Genomic DNA, 19985 nt, shown 5'->3' with positions numbered 1-19985 from the left:
CTCCACGGTCGGTGACGTTCCCGGCACGTCCGGTGCCGCGCGGCCGCACGGTATCGCAAGATCTGTCATGGCACGGCCGTAGTTCACGTCCTCGTAACGCGCGCGTCAACCACGTCACTGCGGTGAAACACCGAGCCGCATCGGCCGAAACCCGCCTTCGGCACTCTCCTCTTCATCGCCGACACCCCGGGTGGGCACGGGACAGGGATCCCGGGTGTGGAGCGGCTTTCATCCCAGAGGAGACGCCGATGCCGGACGGCTTCAGCGCGGGCGATACCGCCTTTGTGTTCATCTGTGCGGCCCTGGTCATGTTGATGACCCCGGGTCTGGCCTTCTTCTACGGAGGCATGGTCAGGGTCAAGAGCACACTCAACATGCTGGTCATGAGCTTCATCTCGCTCGCGATCGTCAGCGTGCTCTGGGTCCTGTACGGCTACACGCTGGCCTTCGGCCCGGACGCCGGGGCCGGCCTGATCGGCAACCTGGACTTCCTGGGAATGCGCGGGATCGGCCTGAACGACATCACCGGGACCATCCCGGTCACGGCGTTCTCGGCCTTCCAGCTGATGTTCGCGATCATCACCCCGGCGCTGATCAGCGGCGCCGTCGCGGACCGGACCAAGTTCACCGGCTGGGCCCTGTTCGTGGCCCTGTGGGTGACCGTCGTCTACTTCCCGGTCGCGCACTGGGTGTTCTTCTTCGACGGCGGCAACGGCGGCTGGCTCGGCGACCGCAACGGCGTGATCGACTTCGCCGGCGGTACCGCGGTGCACATCAACGCCGGTGTCGCGGGCCTCGCCCTGTGCCTGGTGCTCGGAAAGCGGGTCGGCTTCAAGAAGGACCCGATGCGGCCGCACAGCCTGCCGCTGGTGATGCTCGGCTCCGGCCTGCTCTGGTTCGGCTGGTTCGGCTTCAACGCCGGCTCGGCGCTGGCCGCCAACGGCGTGGCCGGCATGGCCTTCCTGAACACCCAGGTCGCCACCGCCGCCGCCGTGCTCGGCTGGCTCGCCTACGAGAAGATCAAGCACGGCGCGTTCACCACGCTGGGCGCCGCCTCCGGCGCGGTGGCCGGCCTGGTCGCCATCACCCCCGCCTGCGGCTCGGTCTCGCTGCTCGGCGCGATCGCCATCGGCATCGTCGCCGGCGCCGCCTGCGCCGCCGCGATCAGCCTCAAGTACCGCTTCAACTTCGACGACTCGCTCGACGTGGTCGGCGTCCACGCGGTCGGCGGCATCATCGGCTCGCTGGCGATCGGCCTCTTCGCCACCGGCCACGTCGGCCAGAGCGCCCAGGGCCTGTTCTACGGCGGCGGCCTCGGCCAGCTCGGCAAGCAGGCGATGGGTGTCGCCGTGGTCGCGGTCTACTCCTTCGTCCTGTCCTGGCTGCTCGGCCAGGCCATCCACAAGACCATCGGCCTGCGGGTCTCCGAGGACGTCGAGGTGGCCGGCATCGACCAGGCCGAGCACGCCGAGTCCGCCTACGACTTCTCCGCCGTCGGCGCCAGCCTCGGCCGGGCCGTCTCCGCCGCCACCGCCGCCCACACCACCGCCGCCGCCAAGAAGACCGAGGTCGACGCCTGATGAAGCTCATCACCGCAGTCATCAAGCCGCACCGCCTCGACGAGGTGAAGGACGCCCTGCAGGCGTTCGGGGTGCACGGCCTGACCGTCACCGAGGCCAGCGGCTACGGCCGGCAGCGCGGCCACACCGAGGTCTACCGGGGCGCCGAGTACACGGTGGACCTGGTGCCCAAGGTCCGCATCGAGATCCTGGTCGAGGACGACGACGCCGAGCAGCTGATCGACGTCGTGGTCAAGGCGGCCCGCACCGGCAAGATCGGCGACGGCAAGGTCTGGTCCGTCCCGGTCGAGACGGCGGTCCGGGTCCGGACCGGCGAGCGCGGGCCCGACGCGCTCTAGCGGAGCCCGGCGGCTCCCGCCGGACCGGCCCGCGCTGGTCCGACGTGATCTGCCGGCCAGGCCCTACCATTCAGCACAATCGGCCCCAGGCGGACCTGCCCACAGCAGGTCCGCCGCAGGCGTATCCGGCAGCGTCGCCGACGCGTACGCGGGGCACCGTCGCCGAGGCGCGTGAGGCACTGCCGCCGCAGGCGTACCAGGCACCCGCTTGCCACACGGATGGGGACCACGACGTGACCACGACCGACACCCACCCCTCCGGCCCGGCCCGCCCGGGCGACGACCACGGCGCGGACCGCGCCCGGCTGCTCGCCGACCCGGCGCTGTCCGGCGCCGAACGCCGCACCGCGCTGGCCGGGCTGACCGACCGCTGGCTGACCGGCCTGCACCGCAAGGCCGGCGCCCCGCCCGGCACCGCGCTGGTCGCGGTCGGCGGCTACGGCCGCGGCGAACTCTCCCCGCGCAGCGACCTGGACGTCCTGCTGCTGCACGACGGCGCCCTCGACCCCGAACTGCCCGAACGCCTCTGGTACCCGGTCTGGGACTCCGGCGCCGCCCTCGACCACTCGGTCCGCACCCTCGCCGAGGCCCGCGCGGTCGCCGCCGAGGACCTGAAGGCACAGCTGGGCCTGCTCGACGCCCGGCACGTCGCGGGCGACCCGGAGCTGACCGCGGCCCTGCGGTCGGCCGTCCTCGCCGACTGGCGGGCGGCCGCGCCCACCCGCCTGCCGGAACTGCACGAACTCGGCCGCGCCCGGGCCGAGCGGCACGGCGAGCTCTCCTTCCTCCTCGAACCCGACCTCAAGGAGGCCCGCGGCGGCCTGCGCGACGTGGTGGCGCTGCGCGCCATCGCCGCCACCTGGCTGGCGGACGCCCCGCGCGACGGCCTGGAGGCCGCCGCCGCCCGGCTGGCCGACGTCCGCGACGCCCTGCACCTGGTCACCGGCCGGGCCACCGAGCGGCTCAGCCTCCAGGACCAGGACCAGGTCGCCGCCCGGCTCGGCGTACTCGACGCGGACACCCTGCTCCGGCAGGTGTACGAGGCCGCCCGCACGATCACCTACGCGGGCGACGTCACCTGGCGCTCGGTCGACCGGATACTGGCCGCCCGCAGCGGCCGGGGCCGCCGGATCGCCCGCTTCGCCTTCCCGTTCGCCGGCGCTGGCCGGACCGGCGGCCAGCCCGCCAGGGGCGCGGTCGAACGCCGGCCGCTCGCCGAGGGCGTGGTGGAGCAGGACGGCGAGGCGGTGCTCGCCCAGGCGGCCCGTCCGGCCCAGGACCCGGTGCTGCCGCTGCGCGCGGCGGCCGCCGCCGCCCAGGCCGGGCTCACCATCTCGTACGCCACCGTGCGGCGGCTGGCCGCCGAGACCAGGCCGCTGCCGGTGCCGTGGCCGGACGAGGCCCGCGAGCAGCTGGTGACCCTGCTCGGCGCCGGGGAGGCCTGTCTGCCGGTCTGGGAGGCGCTGGAGGCGGAGGGCCTGGTCAGCCGGATGCTGCCGGACTGGGAGCGGGTCCGCTGCCGCCCGCAGCGCAACGCGGTCCACCGCTGGACGGTCGACCGGCACCTGATCGAGACGGCGGTCAGGGCCGCCGCGATGACCCGCCGGGTGGCCCGGCCCGACCTGCTGCTGGTCGCCGCGCTGCTGCACGACATCGGCAAGGGCTGGCCGGGCGACCACTCGGAGGCCGGCGAGGTGATCGTGCGCGACGTGGCGGCCCGGATGGGCTTCGACCGGGCGGACACCGAGACGCTGGCCCTGCTGGTCAGGCACCACCTGACCCTGATCGACACGGCGACCCGGCGGGACCCGGACGACCCCGCCACCGTCGACCTGATCACCAAGGTGGTGGGCGGCCTGCCGCAGCTGGAACTGCTGCACGCGCTCACCGAGGCGGACGCCACCGCGACCGGTCCGGCGGCCTGGAGCAGCTGGCGGGCCTCCCTGGTGTCCGGCCTGGTGGCCCGCGCGGCCGCCCAGCTGGCAGGCGACGCCGGCTTCCCGGCCGACGCCGAGCCGACCGCCGACGAGGAGCGCCTCGCCGTCGAGGCCGCCCGCACCGGCGGCCCGGCGCTGGCCCTGCACGCCGAGACCGACCACGAGGCGCCGGCCACCGAACCGATGGGAGTCGAGCTGACCCTCGCCATCCCGGACCGCCCCGGCCTGCTGGGTACCGTCGCCGGGGTGCTCGCCCTGCACCGGCTGCGGGTACGCGCCGCGAGCCTGCGCGAGCTCGACCCGGTCGGCGCCGGGCCGGTGCTGGTGATCTCCTGGACGGTCGCCGCCGAGTACGGCGAGCTGCCCGAGACCGCCCGGCTGCGGGCCGACCTGCGGCGCGCGCTGGAGGGCTCGCTGGACGTGTCCCGCAAGCTGGCCGAGCGGGACGCCGCCGCGCCGCGCCGCCGGGGCATCACCACCCCGCCACCGGTGGTCGCCGTCGCCCCGGGCGCCTCGCGCAGCGCCACCATCCTGGAGGTCCGCGCGCACGACGCCCCCGGGCTGCTGCACCGGATCGGCCGGGCGCTGGACGCGGCGGGCGTGCGGGTGCGGACCGCGCACGTGTCCACCCTGGGCGCGGACGCCGTCGACGCCTTCTACGTCACCGACCCGGCCGGCCGGGCGCTGAGCACCGAGCGGGCCCGCGAGGTGGCCCGGGAGGTGCAGCAGGCACTGGCCTGAGCGGGGACACCTGGGGCGGTGCCCGTGGGCGGGCGGGCCCGGGGACGGACCTGCCGCTGCTGACGGAGGTGCTGGTCAGTGCGGTGCCCGCCGGTCGGGGGACCGCGCGCTGGGACGGGGTGGAGACCGTTCGGCGGGTGGGCGGATACCCTGGGGGCGACGACAGTACCCGTAACCGATGCCGCAAGGGACCCGCGACCGACGTGTTCGACACTCTTTCCGACCGCCTCGCAGCGACGTTCAAGAACCTCCGGGGCAAGGGCCGCCTCAGCGAGGCGGACATCGACGCCACCGCGCGCGAGATCCGGATCGCCCTGCTCGAGGCGGACGTCGCGCTCCCCGTCGTGCGGGCCTTCATCAAGCAGGTCAAGGACCGCGCCCTCGGCTCCGAGGTCTCCGGCGCGCTGAACCCGGCCCAGCAGATCATCAAGATCGTCAACGAGGAGCTCATCAGCATCCTCGGTGGCGAGACCCGCCGCCTGCGGTACGCCAAGACCGGCCCGACCGTGATCATGCTGGCCGGTCTCCAGGGTGCCGGTAAGACCACCCTGGCGGGCAAGCTCGGCCACTGGCTGAAGAGCCAGAAGCACACCCCGCTGCTGGTCGCCTGCGACCTCCAGCGCCCCAACGCCGTCACCCAGCTCGGCGTGGTCGCCGAGCGCGCCGGGGTGGCCTTCTACGGCCCGCAGCCGGGCAACGGCGTCGGCGACCCGGTGCAGGTGGCCCGCGACTCGATCGAGTACGCGAAGCAGAAGCAGTTCGACGTGGTCATCGTCGACACCGCCGGCCGCCTGGGCATCGACGCCGAGCTGATGCAGCAGGCCGCGGACATCCGCGCCGCCGTCGACCCGGACGAGGTCCTGTTCGTCGTCGACGCCATGGTCGGCCAGGACGCGGTCACCACCGCGCAGGCCTTCCTCGAGGGCGTCGACTTCACCGGCGTGGTGCTCTCCAAGCTGGACGGCGACGCCCGCGGTGGCGCCGCGCTCTCGGTGGCCCACGTCACCGGCCGCCAGATCATGTTCGCCTCCAACGGCGAGAAGGTCGACGACTTCGACGCCTTCCACCCGGACCGGATGGCCTCGCGCATCCTCGGCATGGGCGACATGCTCAGCCTGATCGAGAAGGCCGAGCAGACCTTCTCCCAGGCCGAGGCCGAGAAGATGGCCGCCAAGCTGCAGGGCGGCGGCAAGGACTTCACCCTCGACGACTTCCTGGGCCAGCTGGAGCAGGTCCGGAAGATGGGCTCGATCTCCAAGCTGCTCGGCATGCTGCCCGGCATGGGCCAGATCCGGGAGCAGATCAACAACATCGACGACAAGGACGTCGACCGCGTCGGCGCCATCATCAAGTCGATGACCCCGGCCGAGCGGGCCGACCCGAAGATCATCAACGGCTCGCGCCGGGCCCGCATCGCCAAGGGTTCGGGCTCGGGCGTCGGCGAGGTCAACAACCTGGTCGAGCGCTTCTTCGACGCCCGCAAGATGATGTCCGCGATGGCCTCCGGGAAGGGCATCCCCGGCATGCCGGGCATCCCCGGGATGGGCGGCGGCGGCAAGAAGTCCGCCAAGAAGGCCCAGCCCGCCAAGGGCCGCAAGAAGTCCGGCAACCCGCTGAAGCGGGCCCAGGAGGAGGCCGCGGCCGCCGAGCGCCGCGCGCTCGGCCCCGGCGGCGCCCAGCAGGCCCCGGCCCCCGGCGGGGCGTTCGGCCTCGGCGCGGGCAAGGGCCCGGCCGACTTCGAACTGCCCAAGGAGTTCCGGGACCTGATCTGACGGTCCGCCTCCCGCGACGCCTACGGCCCGCCGCCCTCCGGGGTGGCGGGCCGTCGCCGTCCCGGGCGGCGGGTCGCGGGCCCTGGTGGGGCCGTGCTAGGAACTCGCCCGCCCGGCGGCGCGGGGAATGGCCGATGATGGTCCGATGCGAGTGAGGATCCGGGCGCCGAGGCCCGCAGACGCTGAACCGTACGCCGAGGCGGTGCGCCGGTCCGCCGACCACATCGGCCGCTGGAACCCGGTCGAGCCGGACGGGCTGCCGGAGCTGCTGGAGCGTCAGGGACCGGGGCTGCGGACGTACCTGATCGAGGACATCGCCACCGGCGGCCTGGTCGGCAAGTGCAACGTCGCCAACATCGTGCTCGGCCGGTTCTGCAACGCCGCCCTCGGCTACGACTCCTACCTGCCGTTCGCCGGCACCGGGCTGATGACCGAGGGCATGCGGCTGGTGGTCGAGCGCTGCTTCACCCCGCCCGAGCGGGGCGGCCTCGGCCTGCACCGCCTGGAGATCAACGTCCAGCCCGACAACGAACGCTCGATCGCCCTGGCCCGCAGGCTCGGGTTCCGGCACGAGGGCTTCACCCCGCGGATGCTCTACCTGGCCGGCGCCTGGCGGGACCACGAGCGCTTCGCCCTCACGGCGGAGGAGTGGCCCCCGGCCGGGCCGGACGGCCGCTGACCCGGCCCGGATCCCACGCGGACGCCCGCCCGGCCGCCGCCCGGCCGCCGCCCGGACCCGCGCTCGGCCGCCGTCGGCCTGGGCCGGGGTCGGGGGTCGTCGGCCGGGGCCTGGGTCCGGGGCGCCAGGTGGGCCGGTCGGGCTGTCAGTGCGGCTGTTCGGCCACCACGTAGCGGAACAGGTTGACCATCCGCACCGAGCCGTCCGGCCGCACGTACGGGTGCAGCGCCTCCTCCAGCTCCTTGCGGACCAGGGTCGGCCCCGAGTCCTCGACCGCGCTGTCGAACAGGCCGGTCGACAGCATGCCGCGCACCGCGCTCTCCGGATCGGGGTACGCGAACGGGCAGTTCACCCGCCCGCTGCCGGCCGGCCGTAGACCGGCGCCGCTCAGCAGCTGCTCCAGCCCGCCAGGGCCGCCGAGCGCGAACGGCGCGTAGGCCCGACTGCGCACCGACAGCCGGCGCGCGACGTCCAGCGCGCCCGCGCTCTCGCAGCGCTCGGCCGGGCCCCACGAGGCGAGCACCAGGTGCCCGCCCTGGAGGGTCAGGCCGGCCGCCTCGGCGACCAGCGCGGCCGGGTCACGGACGTAGGGGAGCTGCTCGAAAACGGTGACCAGCGAATGGGCCGCCCGGGGGATGCCGTACGCCGACCGGGTGAGACGCCCGGTACCGCGTCCACCCCCCGCCGACTCGGACAGCACCCGCAGTCCGCGGCCCTCCGCGAGCTCCCTCAGCTCGGCCTCCGGTTCCTGCCCCGACACCTGCGCCCCGCGCTCCTCGGCGAGCAGCAGGGCCAGGCCCGACCGGCACCCGAGACTGAGCACGCTGGTGGCCGGACCGACCTCCAGCCGCTCGTAGACCGCCTGGTAGAGCGGTACCAGCATGCGCTCCTGGATCTCCGCCCAGTCCCGCGCCCGGCCGTGCGACCCCGCCGTGCCGTCGGTGTCGGGGCGCTGTGCGGTCGTGCCGGCCACGTGCGCTGAAGCCATCGCGGACTCCCATCCGGTTCTGGATTCCGATGTCTGCATCGGCGTCTGTTTCGGTGTCTACAGCTCCCCCCGACGACCCCGCCCCGCATCCAGCGAACAGCGGCCGGGGCCCGGCGTCCAGAGGGGTGCGAGCAGGTATCCGCGCGCCGCGGTGGTGCGCCGGTGGGATGCGCCGGTGGGTCCCGTCCGCGCGGGCCGCCCGTTCGGCAGGTAAACCGATTCACAGTCGGCGGCCGAGTCCCCGTACCATCTGCCCCATGGCTAAGGCACCCGTTCTCACCCCCCAGGCGGACGACTTCCCCCGCTGGTACCAGGACCTCATCAACAAGGCCGAGCTGGCCGACAACGGTCCGGTGCGCGGCACCATGGTCATCCGACCGTACGGCTACAGCCTGTGGGAGCGGATGCAGCAGGAGATGGACGCGCGGATCAAGAAGGCCGGCGCGCAGAACGCCTACTTCCCGATGTTCATCCCGCAGTCGTACCTGACCCGGGAGGCCGAGCACGTCGAGGGCTTCGCCCCCGAGCTGGCGGTCGTCACCCACGGCGGCGGCAAGCAGCTGGAGGAGCCGGTCGTCGTCCGGCCCACCTCCGAGACGATCATCAACGAGTACTTCTCCAAGTGGATCCAGAGCCACCGCGACCTGCCCCTGCTGATCAACCAGTGGGCCAACGTGGTCCGCTGGGAGCTGCGCCCGCGCGTCTTCCTGCGCACCACCGAGTTCCTCTGGCAGGAGGGCCACACCGCCCACGCCACGTACGAGGACGCGCGTGAGTACGCCTCGCGGATCCACACCGACGTCTACGGCGACTTCATGACCAACGTGCTGGGCATCGACGTGGTGCTCGGCCGCAAGACCGCCAAGGAGCGGTTCGCCGGCGCGATCAACACCCTCACGCTCGAGGCCATGATGGGCGACGGCAAGGCCCTGCAGATGGGCACCAGCCATGAGTTGGGCCAGAACTTCGCCAAGGCCTTCAACACCACCTTCCTGTCCGGCGGGGACCAGCGCGACCACGTCTGGCAGACCTCCTGGGGCGTCTCCACCCGCATGGTCGGCGGCCTGATCATGTCCCACGGTGACGACAACGGCCTGCGCGTCCCGCCGCGGCTCGCCGCAGTCCAGGCCGTCGTCCTCGCCATCAAGGGCGACGACGCGGTGCTGGCCAAGGTCCGCGAGATCGGCGCCCAGCTGGAGGCCGTCGGCATCCGCGTCGTGGTCGACGACCGCACCGACACCCCGTTCGGCCGCCGCGCCGTCGACTGGGAGCTCAAGGGCGTACCGCTGCGCATCGAGGTCGGCCCGCGCGACCTGGAGAACGGCACCGCCATGCTGGCCCGCCGCATCCCCGGCGGCAAGGAGCCGGTGGCCGTCGACGCCCTGGCCGCACTGCTGCCCGGGATCCTGGAGGAGGACCAGGCGCTGCTGCTGCGCCAGTCCCGCGAGCGCCGCGAGTCCCGGACCGTCGACGTCAAGGACCTGGACGAGGCCGTCGAGGCCGCCGCCACCGGCTGGGGCCGGATCTCCTGGGCCGAGCTCGGCCCCGAGGGCGAGGCCAAGCTGGCCGAGCAGGGCGTCTCGGTGCGCTGCATCATCGCCGCCGACGGCTCCGTGCCGGCCACCGACGACCAGGACGGCAACATCGCGATCGTGGCCCGCGCCTACTGACATCCTGGTCCGCGTCCACGGACGCGGCCCGGCTCCCGAGCCGGTGGGCCCGGACCGACCGGTCCGGGCCCACCGGCACACGGACGGAGGCCCGGCCGGAGGGGTCGGGCCGCTCCGGTGGTCCGACGGTTCGGCGGGTGGTTCGGCGGGGGTGTCCTTCGGCCTGTTCCACGGTCGGACTTTTCGGTATCCACGGCCGTTGACGTCCGTTCGAATGCCGTTCGCCATCCCGTCCGTGTTCTCTGCTGAGACTACTCACCAGTCAACTGCCGGTCGCGCTGAACTAGCGGTACGGTATACGGCCCGTGGCCCTGTCAATTTCGGTCAGGCCACGGGCCGTACGTCCAACGGGCGTCGGCGCCCTGGGGCGATAGCCGAGAGTCCGTCGAATCCGGCGGACCGAGAGTTGCAGGGGGTTGGTCTTGCGTCAGATCCGAGCAGCGCAATTCGCGCACAGCTGTGTATTCCTGAGAGTTTCCTGGGAATTCCCCGCGAACGGGAACTCGTGGAACACCGGCTCTCTTCCCAACGTTGGTACAGCGTGAGCACGACACAGCCTCTCGTCCTGGCGGCCGAACTGGCCGCCGCCTGGAGCGACATCCAGGCCCACCACCAGGACCTCCCCGACCTGGCCTCGCCCGAGGCGCTGATCGGTGAGTCCTCCTCGGCCTGCGGCACCCGGCTCGACTTCGAGCGGCTGCTGCACGAAGCCGCCCACGGCCTGGCCGCCGCCCGCGAGATCCGCGACACCTCCCGGGCCGGCCGGTACCACAACAGGCGCTTCCTGATGCTCGCGTCCGAGCTCGGGCTGGCCCACCCGGTGGAACCGCACGCCAGTAGCGGCTTCTCCCAGGTGACCATGCTCAACGACACCCGGGACCGCTACTCCAGCACCATCGAGCGGCTCGACCGCGCGCTGGGCGCCCACCAGCTGGCCGTGGCCGGCGAAGGCGGGCACCGGGCGTTCCGCGGCCCGGCCGCGCGGCACGGTTCGTCGGGTGGCGGCGTGCGGGTCAAGGCCGTCTGCGGTTGTGGCCGGAACGTGCGGGTGGTTCCTTCGGTGCTCGCCCAGGCCTCGATCGTCTGCGGTGCCTGCCAGCAGCCGTTCAAGATCTCGTAACGCAGCGCCGACACCGACCGCCGCGGTCCGTACCCGGTGCCCGGTAACCGTTACTCGGCGATCCGGTACACCGCGCTCCGCGCTCGTACTCCGTACTCTGCCGCCTGCCCGTGCGGTGGGTGCGCAACCGCCGGCCTCGGCGGGTGCGACGGGCAGCAGACCACGGAGCGTGACCTCCGCCGACAGCCCGGCCCGGCCGGACCGGCTCCGGAGGGCGCGGCGAAGGACAGCGGCACAGCAGTACCGCAGTACCAGCAGCACCGCAGTACCCGTAGTGGCTGCGCGCGGGCGCAGACACAGACGCAGAGGCTGAACCGAAGCAGTTGCAGTAGCAGCAGAGGCTGTACGACTTGAGGGCGACAGCGCCGGGCCGGTCCGACCGGTGGGCGATCCAGTCGGCCGACTGTCCGAGGCCGCTGTCCACTGCCGCCGTGTGGCTGTTCGGCTCTACCGGGGGCGGGGACCCTCGGTCGGGCCGACCTGCCCCGGTATGGCAGAATGGACAGCTGAGTACTCGGCAGCCGAGCAGGACCCCTCTCTCCTACGGCTGGCGTGTCCCTTGAACGGCCGGGCCCGCAACCCCACGCGGAGCCAGTGGTCGCTCACCCACGTCAACACCAGGAGAATCCACTCCCGTGGCAGTCAAGATCAAGCTCAAGCGTCTCGGCAAGATTCGCTCCCCGCACTACCGCATCGTCGTCGCCGACTCGCGCACCAAGCGTGACGGCCGCGCGATCGAGGAGATCGGCATCTACCAGCCGACCTACAACCCCTCGAAGATCGAGGTCGACACCGACCGCGCCCAGTACTGGCTGTCCGTCGGCGCCCAGCCGACCGAGCCCGTGCTCGCCATCCTCAAGCTGACCGGCGACTGGCAGAAGTTCAAGGGCCTGCCGGCCCCGGCGCCGCTGAAGGTCGCCGAGCCCAAGGTCGAGGACTTCTCGCACCTCTTCGCGAAGGCCGTCGCCGGCTTCGAGGACGCCACCACCGGTGTCGCCATCACCCCGAAGGCCAAGAAGGCGGACAAGGCTGACGAGGCCGAGGCCGCTTCCACCGAGGCCTGAGCGTGATCGAGGAAGCCCTCGACCACCTGGTGAAGGGCATCGTCGAGCACCCCGACGAGGTGCAGGTGCGTTCGCGCCAGCTGCGTCGGGGCCACACCATCGAGGTGCGCGTGCACCCCGATGACCTCGGCAAGGTGATCGGCCGTGGCGGTCGCACGGCGCGCGCGCTGCGCACCGTGGTCGGCGCCCTCGGCGGTCGCAACGTCCGGGTCGACCTGGTCGACGTGGACAGCATTCGCTGACACTAGACCGTCAGGTTTCTGGGCCGGCCGGGACGCTTAGTCGTCCCGGCCGGCCCTTCCTCGTTCCACGAGGCGCTCTCGGCTTTCGATTCTCGGCTCTCGGCTCTCGGCTATCGGCTTTTGGCTCCTCGGGGCTCAGGGCTCGGGGGCCGGAGCTCGGGCCGGGGTCCCGTGGGCCCGAGATGGCCGGTTCCCGGTCAGCAAGACTTCCATTTCTTCTTCCGCCACCTCTGCTCAGCTGCTCAGCCCAGCAGTGCACGACACCAGGAGAGCGATCACCGTGCAGCTCGTCGTCGGCAAGATCGGCCGTGCCCACGGCATCAAGGGCGACGTCAGCGTCGAGGTCCGTACCGATGAGCCGGAGCTCCGGCTCGGTCCCGGTGCGGTCCTGCTCACCGACCCGGCCTCGGCCGGCCCGCTGACCGTCGAGTCCGGCAAGGTGCACAGCGGCCGGTTGCTGCTGCGCTTCGCCGGCGTCAAGGACCGCAACGGCGCCGAGGCGCTGCGGGGCACCGTCCTGATCGCCGAGGTGGACCCTGAGGAGACCCCGGACGACCCGGAGGAGTACTACGACCACCAGCTCATCGGCCTGGATGTCGTGCTCACCGACGGGACTCCGGTCGGCGAGATCACCGAGGTGATCCACCTGCCGTACCAGGACCTGCTCACCGTCACCAAGGCTGACGGCACGGAGGTGCTGGTGCCCTTCGTCACCCGGATCGTGCCGACGATCGACCTGGAGAACCAGCGGGCCGTCATCGACCCGCCCGCCGGTCTGATCGACCCGATCGAGGCCGACGAGGCCGACGAGGCCGGCGGCCCGGAGACGGCGGCCGGTGCTGCAGGTTCCGACGGCGCTGCCGGCTTTGAGGGTGCCGACTCCGAGGGTGCTGGTACCGAGGGTGCCGGCACCGAGGGTGGCGGGGGCGCCGCGTGAGCCGGATGCGGATCGACGTCATCACGATCTTCCCCGAGTACCTGGAGCCGCTGAACGTCTCCCTGGTGGGCAAGGCCCGGGCGCGCGGCCAGCTGGACGTCCACCTGCACGACCTTCGGTCGTGGACCACTGACGTGCACCGTACGGTCGACGACACCCCGTACGGGGGCGGTCCCGGCATGGTGATGAAGCCGGAACCATGGGGCGCTGCGCTGGACGCCGTGCTCGCCCAGGGGGCGGACGCCCTCGCGAGCGGGGAAGGTGCCGACGCTGGCGCTGCCGCCGGCGCTGGCGAAGGCAGCGGCGATGGTGGAGTGCCCGCGGGTGAGGTGCCGACCCTGGTCGTCCCCACGCCGAGCGGACGTCCGTTCACCCAGGAGCTCGCACAGGAACTCGCCGGGCGTCCGTGGCTCGCCTTCGCTCCCGCCCGGTACGAGGGCATCGATCGCCGCGTCATCGAGGAGGCCGCGACCCGGATGCCGGTCGTCGAGGCCTCGATCGGCGACTACGTGCTGGCCGGGGGCGAGGTGGCCGTGCTGGTGATGGTCGAGGCCATCGCCCGGCTGCTGCCCGGAGTGCTCGGCAACGCCGAGTCCCACCGCGACGACTCCTTCGCCCCCGGGGCGATGGCCGACCTGCTGGAGGGCCCCGTCTACACCAAGCCCGCCGAGTGGCGCGGCCGCGAGGTCCCCGAGGTGCTGCTCAGCGGTCACCACGGCAAGATTGCCCGCTGGCGCCGGGAGCAGGCGTTCGCCCGCACCCTGGCGCACCGTCCCGACCTGGTGGATCGCTGGCAGCTCGGAGCCTTCGACAAGAAGGAACGGGAGGCCCTCAGTGTGCTCGGCCTGCGGTGGGACGGCGAGGCGGGCCGATTTCGGTCCGTGGCCGATGCTGTGGAAGAATAGGCGACTGTTGTCTGTCGCTGGGTGCCCCTGAGGGGTGCCACGTGGACCGGTGCCCCCGCCGCGGGGGGATCACCGCCAGCCGATGCGGCCCGCAGCAAACCCCATTGTGACGATTTTCCGTGGGCGGCCCGTGGCGCCTGCGATGGAGAGCAAAATGAGCAACAAGCTCGCTGCTGTCGACGCTGCTTCGCTGCGTACCGACATCCCGGCCTTCCGCGCCGGTGACACCCTGAAGGTTCACGTCCGGGTCATCGAGGGCAACCGCTCCCGTGTCCAGGTCTTCCAGGGCGTCGTCATCCGTCGCCACGGCGCCGGCGTCGGTGAGACCTTCACCGTCCGCAAGGTCAGCTTCAACGTCGGCGTGGAGCGCACCTTCCCGGTGCACACCCCGGTCGTCGAGAAGATCGAGGTCGTGACCCGCGGTGCGGTTCGCCGCGCCAAGCTGTACTACCTCCGTGACCTGCGCGGCAAGGCCGCGAAGATCAAGGAGAAGCGCGACAACTGATCGGACGGCTCCGGCCTCCGGAGCCGCTTCCGCTCGGGTCGTGCCGGGCTCTCTTCACGGCTGGTGCCGTGGGGATAAGCTCAGCGCGATGAGCACGCACGAACCACCCACGGACCGCGTCAGCAGTCCCGTACCTCCAGGTGCGGACCCGCTGGCGCGGTCCGTGGTCGTTTCCGGCCCGGTCGCCGACCCCGAAGCGGGGACTGGAACCGGTGCTGGTCCTGGGCCTGCCATTGGGCCCGCCACGGGTCCTGGCCTTGGCGGTGGCGGCGCTGGCGGCGGTGGTGGCGGTGGTGGTCTCGGCCTTGGTGCGGGCACGCACGCTGGAACGGCGGCTCAGGTCGCAGGGGACGGTGTGGCGGTTGCCACGTCCGAGCCGACGGCTGGGGACGTGGACGGGACAGCGGACAGTACCGGCCCGGCCGGTCGCCGGACCGCGGCGCGGCGGGCGCTCTCCCGGGACCTGCTGTTGGTCCTCGGCGTCTGCGTGGTGACGCTGTTGCTGGTCAACGCCTTCGTGGCGCGCCCGTTCGCGGTGCCGTCGGAGTCGATGGAGAACACTCTGCAGCCAGGCGACCGGCTCGTGGTGAACCGCCTTGCCTATGCCTTCGGCGGCAAGGTGCAGCGCGGGGACGTCATCGTGTTCGACGGGACGGGTTCCTTCCTTCCGTACGCGGCCGAGCCGGCGCAGCCGCGCAAGATGCTTGCCGAACTCGGCCTGGTGCCGACCGGGAACTCGGTCTTCGTGAAACGGGTGATCGGTGTAGGCGGTGACCGGGTGACCTGCTGCGGGGCGGACGGCCGCCTCCGGGTGAACGGTGTGCCCCTCGACGAGTCCGACTACCTCGCTCCCGGCGACGCCCCCTCGACCGTGGCCTTCGACGTGGTCGTGCCGGCCGGGAAACTCTGGGTGATGGGCGACCACCGGAGTGACTCCAGGGATTCCAGGGATCACCTCGGCGAGCCCGGTGGCGGTACCGTCCCTGAAAAGAAGGTGATCGGCAAGGCGGACTGGGTGGTGTATCCGGTGGGGCGGTGGACGTCTCTCGACCGGCCTTCCGGCTTCTCGGCGATTGGGGGGACCACCGCACATGGGGACCAGGGGTAGGGGAAAGGTGACCGACGGGCCGATATCCGGTGCCGGTTCCAGCACCGGTACCGAACCCGGCTACGGACCTGCGGGGCCGGACGAGTACGGCGACTACACCGTTTACGACGATTCCGGTCCCTCCTGGGGGGCCTCTCGGGGGGCCGCCCGGACGGCGTCGTCCCCGGCACCCGTCCGTGGCCGGGCGGAGCGTCGTCGGACGGCCCAGCGCGCGGCCCGCCGCAGGCGCCGGTCACTGCTGCGCGAGCTGCCGTTGATCGCAGTGGTGGCCCTGATCATCGCTGTCATCCTGAAGACCTTCCTCGTCCAGGTGTTCGTGATCCCCTCCGGCTCGATGGAGCAGACCATCCAGGTGGGCGACCGGGTACTGGTCGACCGGCTGACGCCGTGGTTCGGCAGTGAGCCGGGCCGCGGTGATGTGGTGGTGTTCCAGGACCCTGGCGGCTGGCTCGAACAGGACCACGCGCGCTCCACCGACGGCCCGGTCATGCGCCGGGTGAAGTCCGCTCTGGCCACGGTGGGGCTGATCCCGTCCGACAACGGCGACCTGATCAAGCGGGTCATCGGGTTGCCCGGCGACACGGTCGAATGCTGCGACGAGCAGGGCCGGTTGAGCGTCAACGGCACCCCGCTCGACGAGCCGTACATCGCTGCCGGGAACGCGCCGTCCCGGCAGCCGTTCAAGGTGACGGTTCCGGCGGGCCGGCTGTGGGTGATGGGTGACCACCGCGACCTGTCGGCGGACTCCCGCTTCCACATGGCCAATCCGGGGAACGGCACGATTCCGATCAGCAACGTCGTGGGCCGGGCCTTCATGATCGCCTGGCCGGTGTCGCGGGTCGGTCAACTCGGTGCACCGACATCACTCTCCTCCTTGCCGACCCGTCCGGTCGCCGCCGGGCGCGGGGAAGCGCCGGTGGCCGTCGGTGTCCCCGGCTCCCAATTGCCTCCCGGCCGGCCGGATCCTGCGGAACCTCCGCTCGTTATGGGTGTGTTGGGCGTTCTTCCGGTCCTCGTGCGCCGACGGCAGTAGACCCGGAGGTGATCGGCGGTGGCCCCGCCGATCTGCCGGACCGCCGTGTGGGAGCACCGGCGCGTCGACCGGGAGTGATAGAGAAGTGCTGGAGTACCGGGTGTCGGCCGTTCGGTGCCGTATCGTTCGATGCCGCATCGTCCGGTGTGCTGCCCGGTCGTCCCCAAGGCTGCGCTGGTGTCAGGAGTGTCCCCATCGGGCAGTTCTGAGGCGGGTTGACGGTCGATCACGCAACGTGGTGCCCGCTGTGCGGCACTGGTGAACGCGGGCGCACGGGCGTCCGCACAGCAGGGAGGAGATGTCGTGGGGGATCTGGTGATCGGTGCCCGCTCGGGCGCCCCGGAGCCCGAGGGCGCCGGGGGCCGTGGGGTCCGGTCGGCCGACGCCGAGCCGTCCGCCGAATCCGCGGGGGCCGGTACGGCTTCGCGGCAGGGCGGTCCGGCTGACAGTCAGGGCGGCGCGGACGGTTTCGAGGCCGGGGCACCCGGTGGGTCGGACGACAGCGGCGCCGGCAACGGCAAGGGCGGAGGCGGTGACGACGAGGGCGGTACGCCTGCGTCGAACCCCCAGAAGCAGCGGTCCTTCCTGAAGGAGCTGCCGATCCTGATCGGCATCGCGCTGATCCTGGCCCTGGTCATCAAGACCTTCTTCGTTCAGGCCTTCTCCATCCCGTCAGGATCCATGGAGAACACCCTGCAGGTCGGTGACCGGGTGCTGGTCGACAAGCTGACTCCCTGGTTCGGCGCCGAGCCCAAGCGCGGCGAGGTCGTGGTCTTCCAGGACCCGGGCGGTTGGCTGAACGACGAAGCGCCGAAGCGGAGCGACAGCGCCCTCGTCCGAGGCGTCCAGGACGTGTTCAGCTTCATCGGCCTGATGCCGTCCAGCAATGAGAAGGACCTGATCAAGCGGGTCATCGCGGTCGGGGGCGACACGGTCGAGTGCGAGGGCAGCGGTCCGGTCAAGGTGAACGGCATCGCACTCGACGAGCCGTACATCTACCCGGGAAACACTCCTTGCGGTGAGAAGCCGTTCGGGCCGGTCAAGGTCCCCGAGGGCCGTATCTGGGTGATGGGTGACCACCGCGGCAACTCGCTCGACTCCCGTTACCACCAGGACCAGCCCGGTGGCGGCACGGTGCCGGTGGAGAACGTGGTCGGCCGCGCCTTCGTCGTCGCATGGCCCGTCGGGGACTGGGCGACTCTCCCGGTGCCCGAGACCTTCGACCAGAAGGGCCTGTCGGCGGCGGGACCGCTGGCACCCCCGCTGGCCGGGGCGGCAGCTGCGCTGCCCGCCGTGTGGTGGCTGCGCCGGCGGCGTTGACCGGCCAATCTCCTGCCGAGCGACTTCGGCCGGAACGACGCTGATCTGTGGCCGACTCTTGCGCGGGCCTCGGTACTCGTGAGTAATCTGCTCGCACGTGCCGTGGCCCGCGAGTCTTTCGGGGGCTGTGGTGGCGCTCCGCTTCCCGGCATCGGCCGATCGGAGGTGAGTCCGACAGCGGGTGCGATGTTTGCTCCCGGCACCGGTCGGGCCCACGCGGCGGGCCGAACAGATGGGGTTGATGGCGATGAGCAGTGTGGCGGAGCGTGCGGCGACCGCGCCGGCGGCTTCCCGGCCGCGGCGGAGCAAGGCTGTGGTGCTGCAGGGGGCGGTGATCGCCCTCGGCTTCGTGATGCTGGTGGTCGGCTTCGCCGTGATCGCCGTGGACTACCGGCCGTACCGGATCCCCAGCGCTTCGATGACCCCGACCATCGAGGTCGGTGAGACGGTGCTGGCCCGCAAGGTCGACGGTGGCGCCGTCGGCCGCGGCGACATCGTGATCTTTCAGGACCCGGTCTGGGGAAACGCCGAGCTGATCAAGCGCGTTGTCGCAGTCGGCGGTGACACGGTGGCCTGCTGCGACAACGGGCAGCGGCTCACCGTCAACGGCGTTGCGATCGACGAGCCCTACCTCAACCAGGGCACCGGACCCGGTGACCCGTTCAGCATCACCGTGCCGGCGGGCAGACTCTTCCTCATGGGCGACTTCCGGGCCAACTCGCTGGACTCGCGCAGCCACCTGGAGATCGCCTCGGGCACGGTGGCCGCCTCTGCCGTGAAGGCGCGCGTGGAGGCGACGGTCCTGCCGATCGCGCGGACCGGGGTGCACAAGCGCACCTCGGCCTTCGACAGCATCGGCGCACCGACCGCGCACGGACCGGGGCCGCTGCGACCGGCGGTGTACGCAATGGTGGTAGGCGTCTCCCTGGTGGTGCTGGCGTCCGGGATCGGCTCGATCGTGTCGCTGGCCCGCTGGACCAGGAGGCGCGGCAAGCGTTGACCTCAGCCGCGCCCGTACCCGAGCCCACCTTCCCGTCCCCGTTCGCAACGGGGGCGGCGGGGACAGACTGGGCGGCCGGGCGGTCAGCAACCAGTGCCACGGCGCCACGCTCAGTCGCCGGGCTCGGATCCGCAGGACGGAGGTGTACCCGGTGCCGGTGATCCGACGCAGGGCGGCCAGGGTTCTGCTGCTGGACGGGGCGGACCGGGTCCTGCTGCTCCACGGATCCGATCCCGCCGTCCCGGACGACAAGTGGTGGATTACCCCGGGCGGCGGAGTGGAACCCGGCGAAGACCTTGAGACCGCCGCTCTCCGCGAGCTCGCGGAAGAGCTCGGACCGTTCGAGGTACGGCTGGGACCGCTGGTGGCGTACGGCACGACTGCTTTCTCCTATCAAGGGCAGCATTTCGAGCAGGAACAGTGGTTCCACCTGGCCCGGACCAGCCGGACCGACCTGGGTCTGGCCAGGAGCGGGGAGGAGGAGCACGCGACACTGCTCGGGGTGCGGTGGTGGACGCTCGCGGAACTGCGGGCGACGGACGAGGTCGTCTATCCGGCCGGGCTGGCCGGGTTGCTGGAACATCTGTTCACCGCTGGTCCGCCGGACCAGCCGGTAAGGCTCTGACAACAGGTGCCGTGGTCCACAATGGGGTGGACGTGACGAGTTGAGGGGACGCTTGGATGAGTGCCGAAGACCTCGAGAAGTACGAGACCGAGATGGAGCTCAAGCTCTACCGGGAGTACCGGGATGTCGTCGGTCTGTTCAAGTACGTGATCGAGACAGAACGGCGCTTCTACCTCACCAACGACTACGACCTGCAGGTTCACTCGGTCCAGGGCGAGGTGTTCTTCGAGGTGTCGATGGCGGATGCCTGGGTCTGGGACATGTACCGGCCGGCCCGGTTCGTCCGCAAGGTGCGGGTGCTGACGTTCAAGGACGTCAACATCGAGGAGCTGGCGAAGAGCGACCTTGAGCTGCCCTCCGACGACGCGACCTTCGGAAACTGAGCCGCCGACCGCCCCGGCCGCACCGAGACTGGCCGCAT

The 19985-nt window shown here is 71.8% G+C and carries 19 protein-coding genes; 18 read left to right on the top strand and 1 reads right to left on the bottom strand.

Going from position 1 to position 19985, the window contains the following annotated elements:
- Positions 1-248 precede the first annotated feature (248 nt).
- The 5 genes from AB0D08_RS13730 (at position 249) to AB0D08_RS13710 (ending at position 7047) form a co-directional block, all read left to right on the top strand.
- Positions 249-1580, top strand: coding sequence for an ammonium transporter (locus tag AB0D08_RS13730; RefSeq protein ID WP_033824607.1), 1332 nt, complete (start codon positions 249-251; stop codon positions 1578-1580).
- The gene (locus AB0D08_RS13725) at positions 1580-1918 is read left to right on the top strand and encodes a P-II family nitrogen regulator (protein WP_033824608.1); all 339 of its coding nucleotides are present in this window, start codon (positions 1580-1582) and stop codon (positions 1916-1918) included. The genes AB0D08_RS13730 and AB0D08_RS13725 overlap by 1 nt, the downstream gene beginning before the upstream one ends.
- 233 nt (positions 1919-2151) lie before the next feature.
- On the top strand, positions 2152-4596 hold the full coding sequence (locus tag AB0D08_RS13720; protein WP_359888536.1) for a [protein-PII] uridylyltransferase: 2445 nt from the start codon (positions 2152-2154) through the stop codon (positions 4594-4596).
- Between the two features lie 203 nt (positions 4597-4799).
- The gene (ffh, locus tag AB0D08_RS13715; RefSeq protein ID WP_359888533.1) at positions 4800-6368 is read left to right on the top strand and encodes a signal recognition particle protein; all 1569 of its coding nucleotides are present in this window, start codon (positions 4800-4802) and stop codon (positions 6366-6368) included.
- Between the two features lie 145 nt (positions 6369-6513).
- Positions 6514-7047 carry a GNAT family protein gene (locus tag AB0D08_RS13710; protein ID WP_199520497.1) on the top strand — a complete coding sequence of 178 codons (534 nt, stop codon included), beginning with the start codon at positions 6514-6516 and terminating at the stop codon, positions 7045-7047.
- Between the two features lie 145 nt (positions 7048-7192).
- On the opposite strand, the gene AB0D08_RS13705 is transcribed toward AB0D08_RS13710, so the two are convergent.
- Positions 7193-8035, bottom strand: a complete 843-nt coding sequence (locus AB0D08_RS13705; RefSeq protein WP_033824611.1) for a hypothetical protein — start codon at positions 8033-8035, stop codon at positions 7193-7195.
- A 257-nt stretch (positions 8036-8292) separates the two neighbouring features.
- Here AB0D08_RS13705 and proS point away from each other — a divergent pair, with 257 nt between their 5' ends.
- From proS to AB0D08_RS13640, 13 genes are all read left to right on the top strand, one after another.
- A complete protein-coding gene (proS, locus tag AB0D08_RS13700; protein ID WP_033824612.1) occupies positions 8293-9705 on the top strand; it encodes a proline--tRNA ligase in 1413 nt (470 codons plus the stop codon).
- A 541-nt stretch (positions 9706-10246) separates the two neighbouring features.
- Positions 10247-10825: a hypothetical protein gene (locus AB0D08_RS13695; RefSeq protein ID WP_033824613.1), complete on the top strand. Its 579-nt coding sequence runs from the start codon at positions 10247-10249 to the stop codon at positions 10823-10825.
- Between the two features lie 635 nt (positions 10826-11460).
- Complete coding sequence (gene rpsP, locus AB0D08_RS13690; protein ID WP_033824614.1) at positions 11461-11889, top strand: 30S ribosomal protein S16; 429 nt, start codon at positions 11461-11463, stop codon at positions 11887-11889.
- A 2-nt stretch (positions 11890-11891) separates the two neighbouring features.
- Positions 11892-12131: an RNA-binding protein gene (locus AB0D08_RS13685; protein WP_033824615.1), complete on the top strand. Its 240-nt coding sequence runs from the start codon at positions 11892-11894 to the stop codon at positions 12129-12131.
- A gap of 280 nt (positions 12132-12411) precedes the next feature.
- Positions 12412-13068 carry a ribosome maturation factor RimM gene (rimM, locus tag AB0D08_RS13680; protein ID WP_359888527.1) on the top strand — a complete coding sequence of 219 codons (657 nt, stop codon included), beginning with the start codon at positions 12412-12414 and terminating at the stop codon, positions 13066-13068.
- A 5-nt stretch (positions 13069-13073) separates the two neighbouring features.
- The gene (trmD, locus tag AB0D08_RS13675) at positions 13074-13973 is read left to right on the top strand and encodes a tRNA (guanosine(37)-N1)-methyltransferase TrmD (RefSeq protein WP_033824617.1); all 900 of its coding nucleotides are present in this window, start codon (positions 13074-13076) and stop codon (positions 13971-13973) included.
- A 154-nt stretch (positions 13974-14127) separates the two neighbouring features.
- Positions 14128-14478 (top strand): 50S ribosomal protein L19, encoded by a 351-nt coding sequence (gene rplS / locus AB0D08_RS13670; protein WP_033824618.1) that lies wholly within the window; start codon positions 14128-14130, stop codon positions 14476-14478.
- 469 nt (positions 14479-14947) lie between these two features.
- A complete protein-coding gene (lepB, locus tag AB0D08_RS13665; RefSeq protein WP_359888523.1) occupies positions 14948-15586 on the top strand; it encodes a signal peptidase I in 639 nt (212 codons plus the stop codon).
- Positions 15570-16619: a signal peptidase I gene (lepB, locus tag AB0D08_RS13660; protein ID WP_082527083.1), complete on the top strand. Its 1050-nt coding sequence runs from the start codon at positions 15570-15572 to the stop codon at positions 16617-16619. Before lepB (AB0D08_RS13665) ends, lepB (AB0D08_RS13660) begins: the two co-directional genes overlap by 17 nt.
- Positions 16620-16922: 303 nt before the next feature.
- On the top strand, positions 16923-17939 hold the full coding sequence (gene lepB, locus AB0D08_RS13655) for a signal peptidase I (RefSeq protein ID WP_149038581.1): 1017 nt from the start codon (positions 16923-16925) through the stop codon (positions 17937-17939).
- Positions 17940-18252: 313 nt separating this feature from the next.
- Positions 18253-18939, top strand: a complete 687-nt coding sequence (gene lepB, locus AB0D08_RS13650) for a signal peptidase I (protein ID WP_051814042.1) — start codon at positions 18253-18255, stop codon at positions 18937-18939.
- Between the two features lie 151 nt (positions 18940-19090).
- Positions 19091-19564, top strand: coding sequence for an NUDIX domain-containing protein (locus tag AB0D08_RS13645; protein WP_359888518.1), 474 nt, complete (start codon positions 19091-19093; stop codon positions 19562-19564).
- Between the two features lie 56 nt (positions 19565-19620).
- Positions 19621-19947, top strand: coding sequence for a DUF2469 domain-containing protein (locus tag AB0D08_RS13640; protein ID WP_033824620.1), 327 nt, complete (start codon positions 19621-19623; stop codon positions 19945-19947).
- Positions 19948-19985 lie beyond the last annotated feature (38 nt).

It is taken from the genome of Kitasatospora sp. NPDC048540 (assembly GCF_040651175.1).
GTDB lineage: Bacteria > Actinomycetota > Actinomycetes > Streptomycetales > Streptomycetaceae > Kitasatospora.
Note: the sequence above shows the minus strand (reverse complement) of the source record. Positions and strands in the feature narration are given on the sequence as shown.

What these genes read in the sequence shown, in the direction of transcription:
- AB0D08_RS13725 (WP_033824608.1), top strand. Translation starts at nt 1,580, where the DNA reads ATGAAGCTCATCACCGCAGTCATCAAGCCGCACCGCCTCGACGAGGTG.
- AB0D08_RS13705 (WP_033824611.1), bottom strand. Translation starts at nt 8,035, where the DNA reads ATGGCTTCAGCGCACGTGGCCGGCACGACCGCACAGCGCCCCGACACC.
- AB0D08_RS13710 (WP_199520497.1), top strand. Translation starts at nt 6,514, where the DNA reads ATGCGAGTGAGGATCCGGGCGCCGAGGCCCGCAGACGCTGAACCGTAC.
- lepB (WP_082527083.1), top strand. Translation starts at nt 15,570, where the DNA reads ATGGGGACCAGGGGTAGGGGAAAGGTGACCGACGGGCCGATATCCGGT.
- AB0D08_RS13730 (WP_033824607.1), top strand. Translation starts at nt 249, where the DNA reads ATGCCGGACGGCTTCAGCGCGGGCGATACCGCCTTTGTGTTCATCTGT.
- rplS (WP_033824618.1), top strand. Translation starts at nt 14,128, where the DNA reads ATGAGCAACAAGCTCGCTGCTGTCGACGCTGCTTCGCTGCGTACCGAC.
- AB0D08_RS13640 (WP_033824620.1), top strand. Translation starts at nt 19,621, where the DNA reads ATGAGTGCCGAAGACCTCGAGAAGTACGAGACCGAGATGGAGCTCAAG.
- proS (WP_033824612.1), top strand. Translation starts at nt 8,293, where the DNA reads ATGGCTAAGGCACCCGTTCTCACCCCCCAGGCGGACGACTTCCCCCGC.
- trmD (WP_033824617.1), top strand. Translation starts at nt 13,074, where the DNA reads ATGCGGATCGACGTCATCACGATCTTCCCCGAGTACCTGGAGCCGCTG.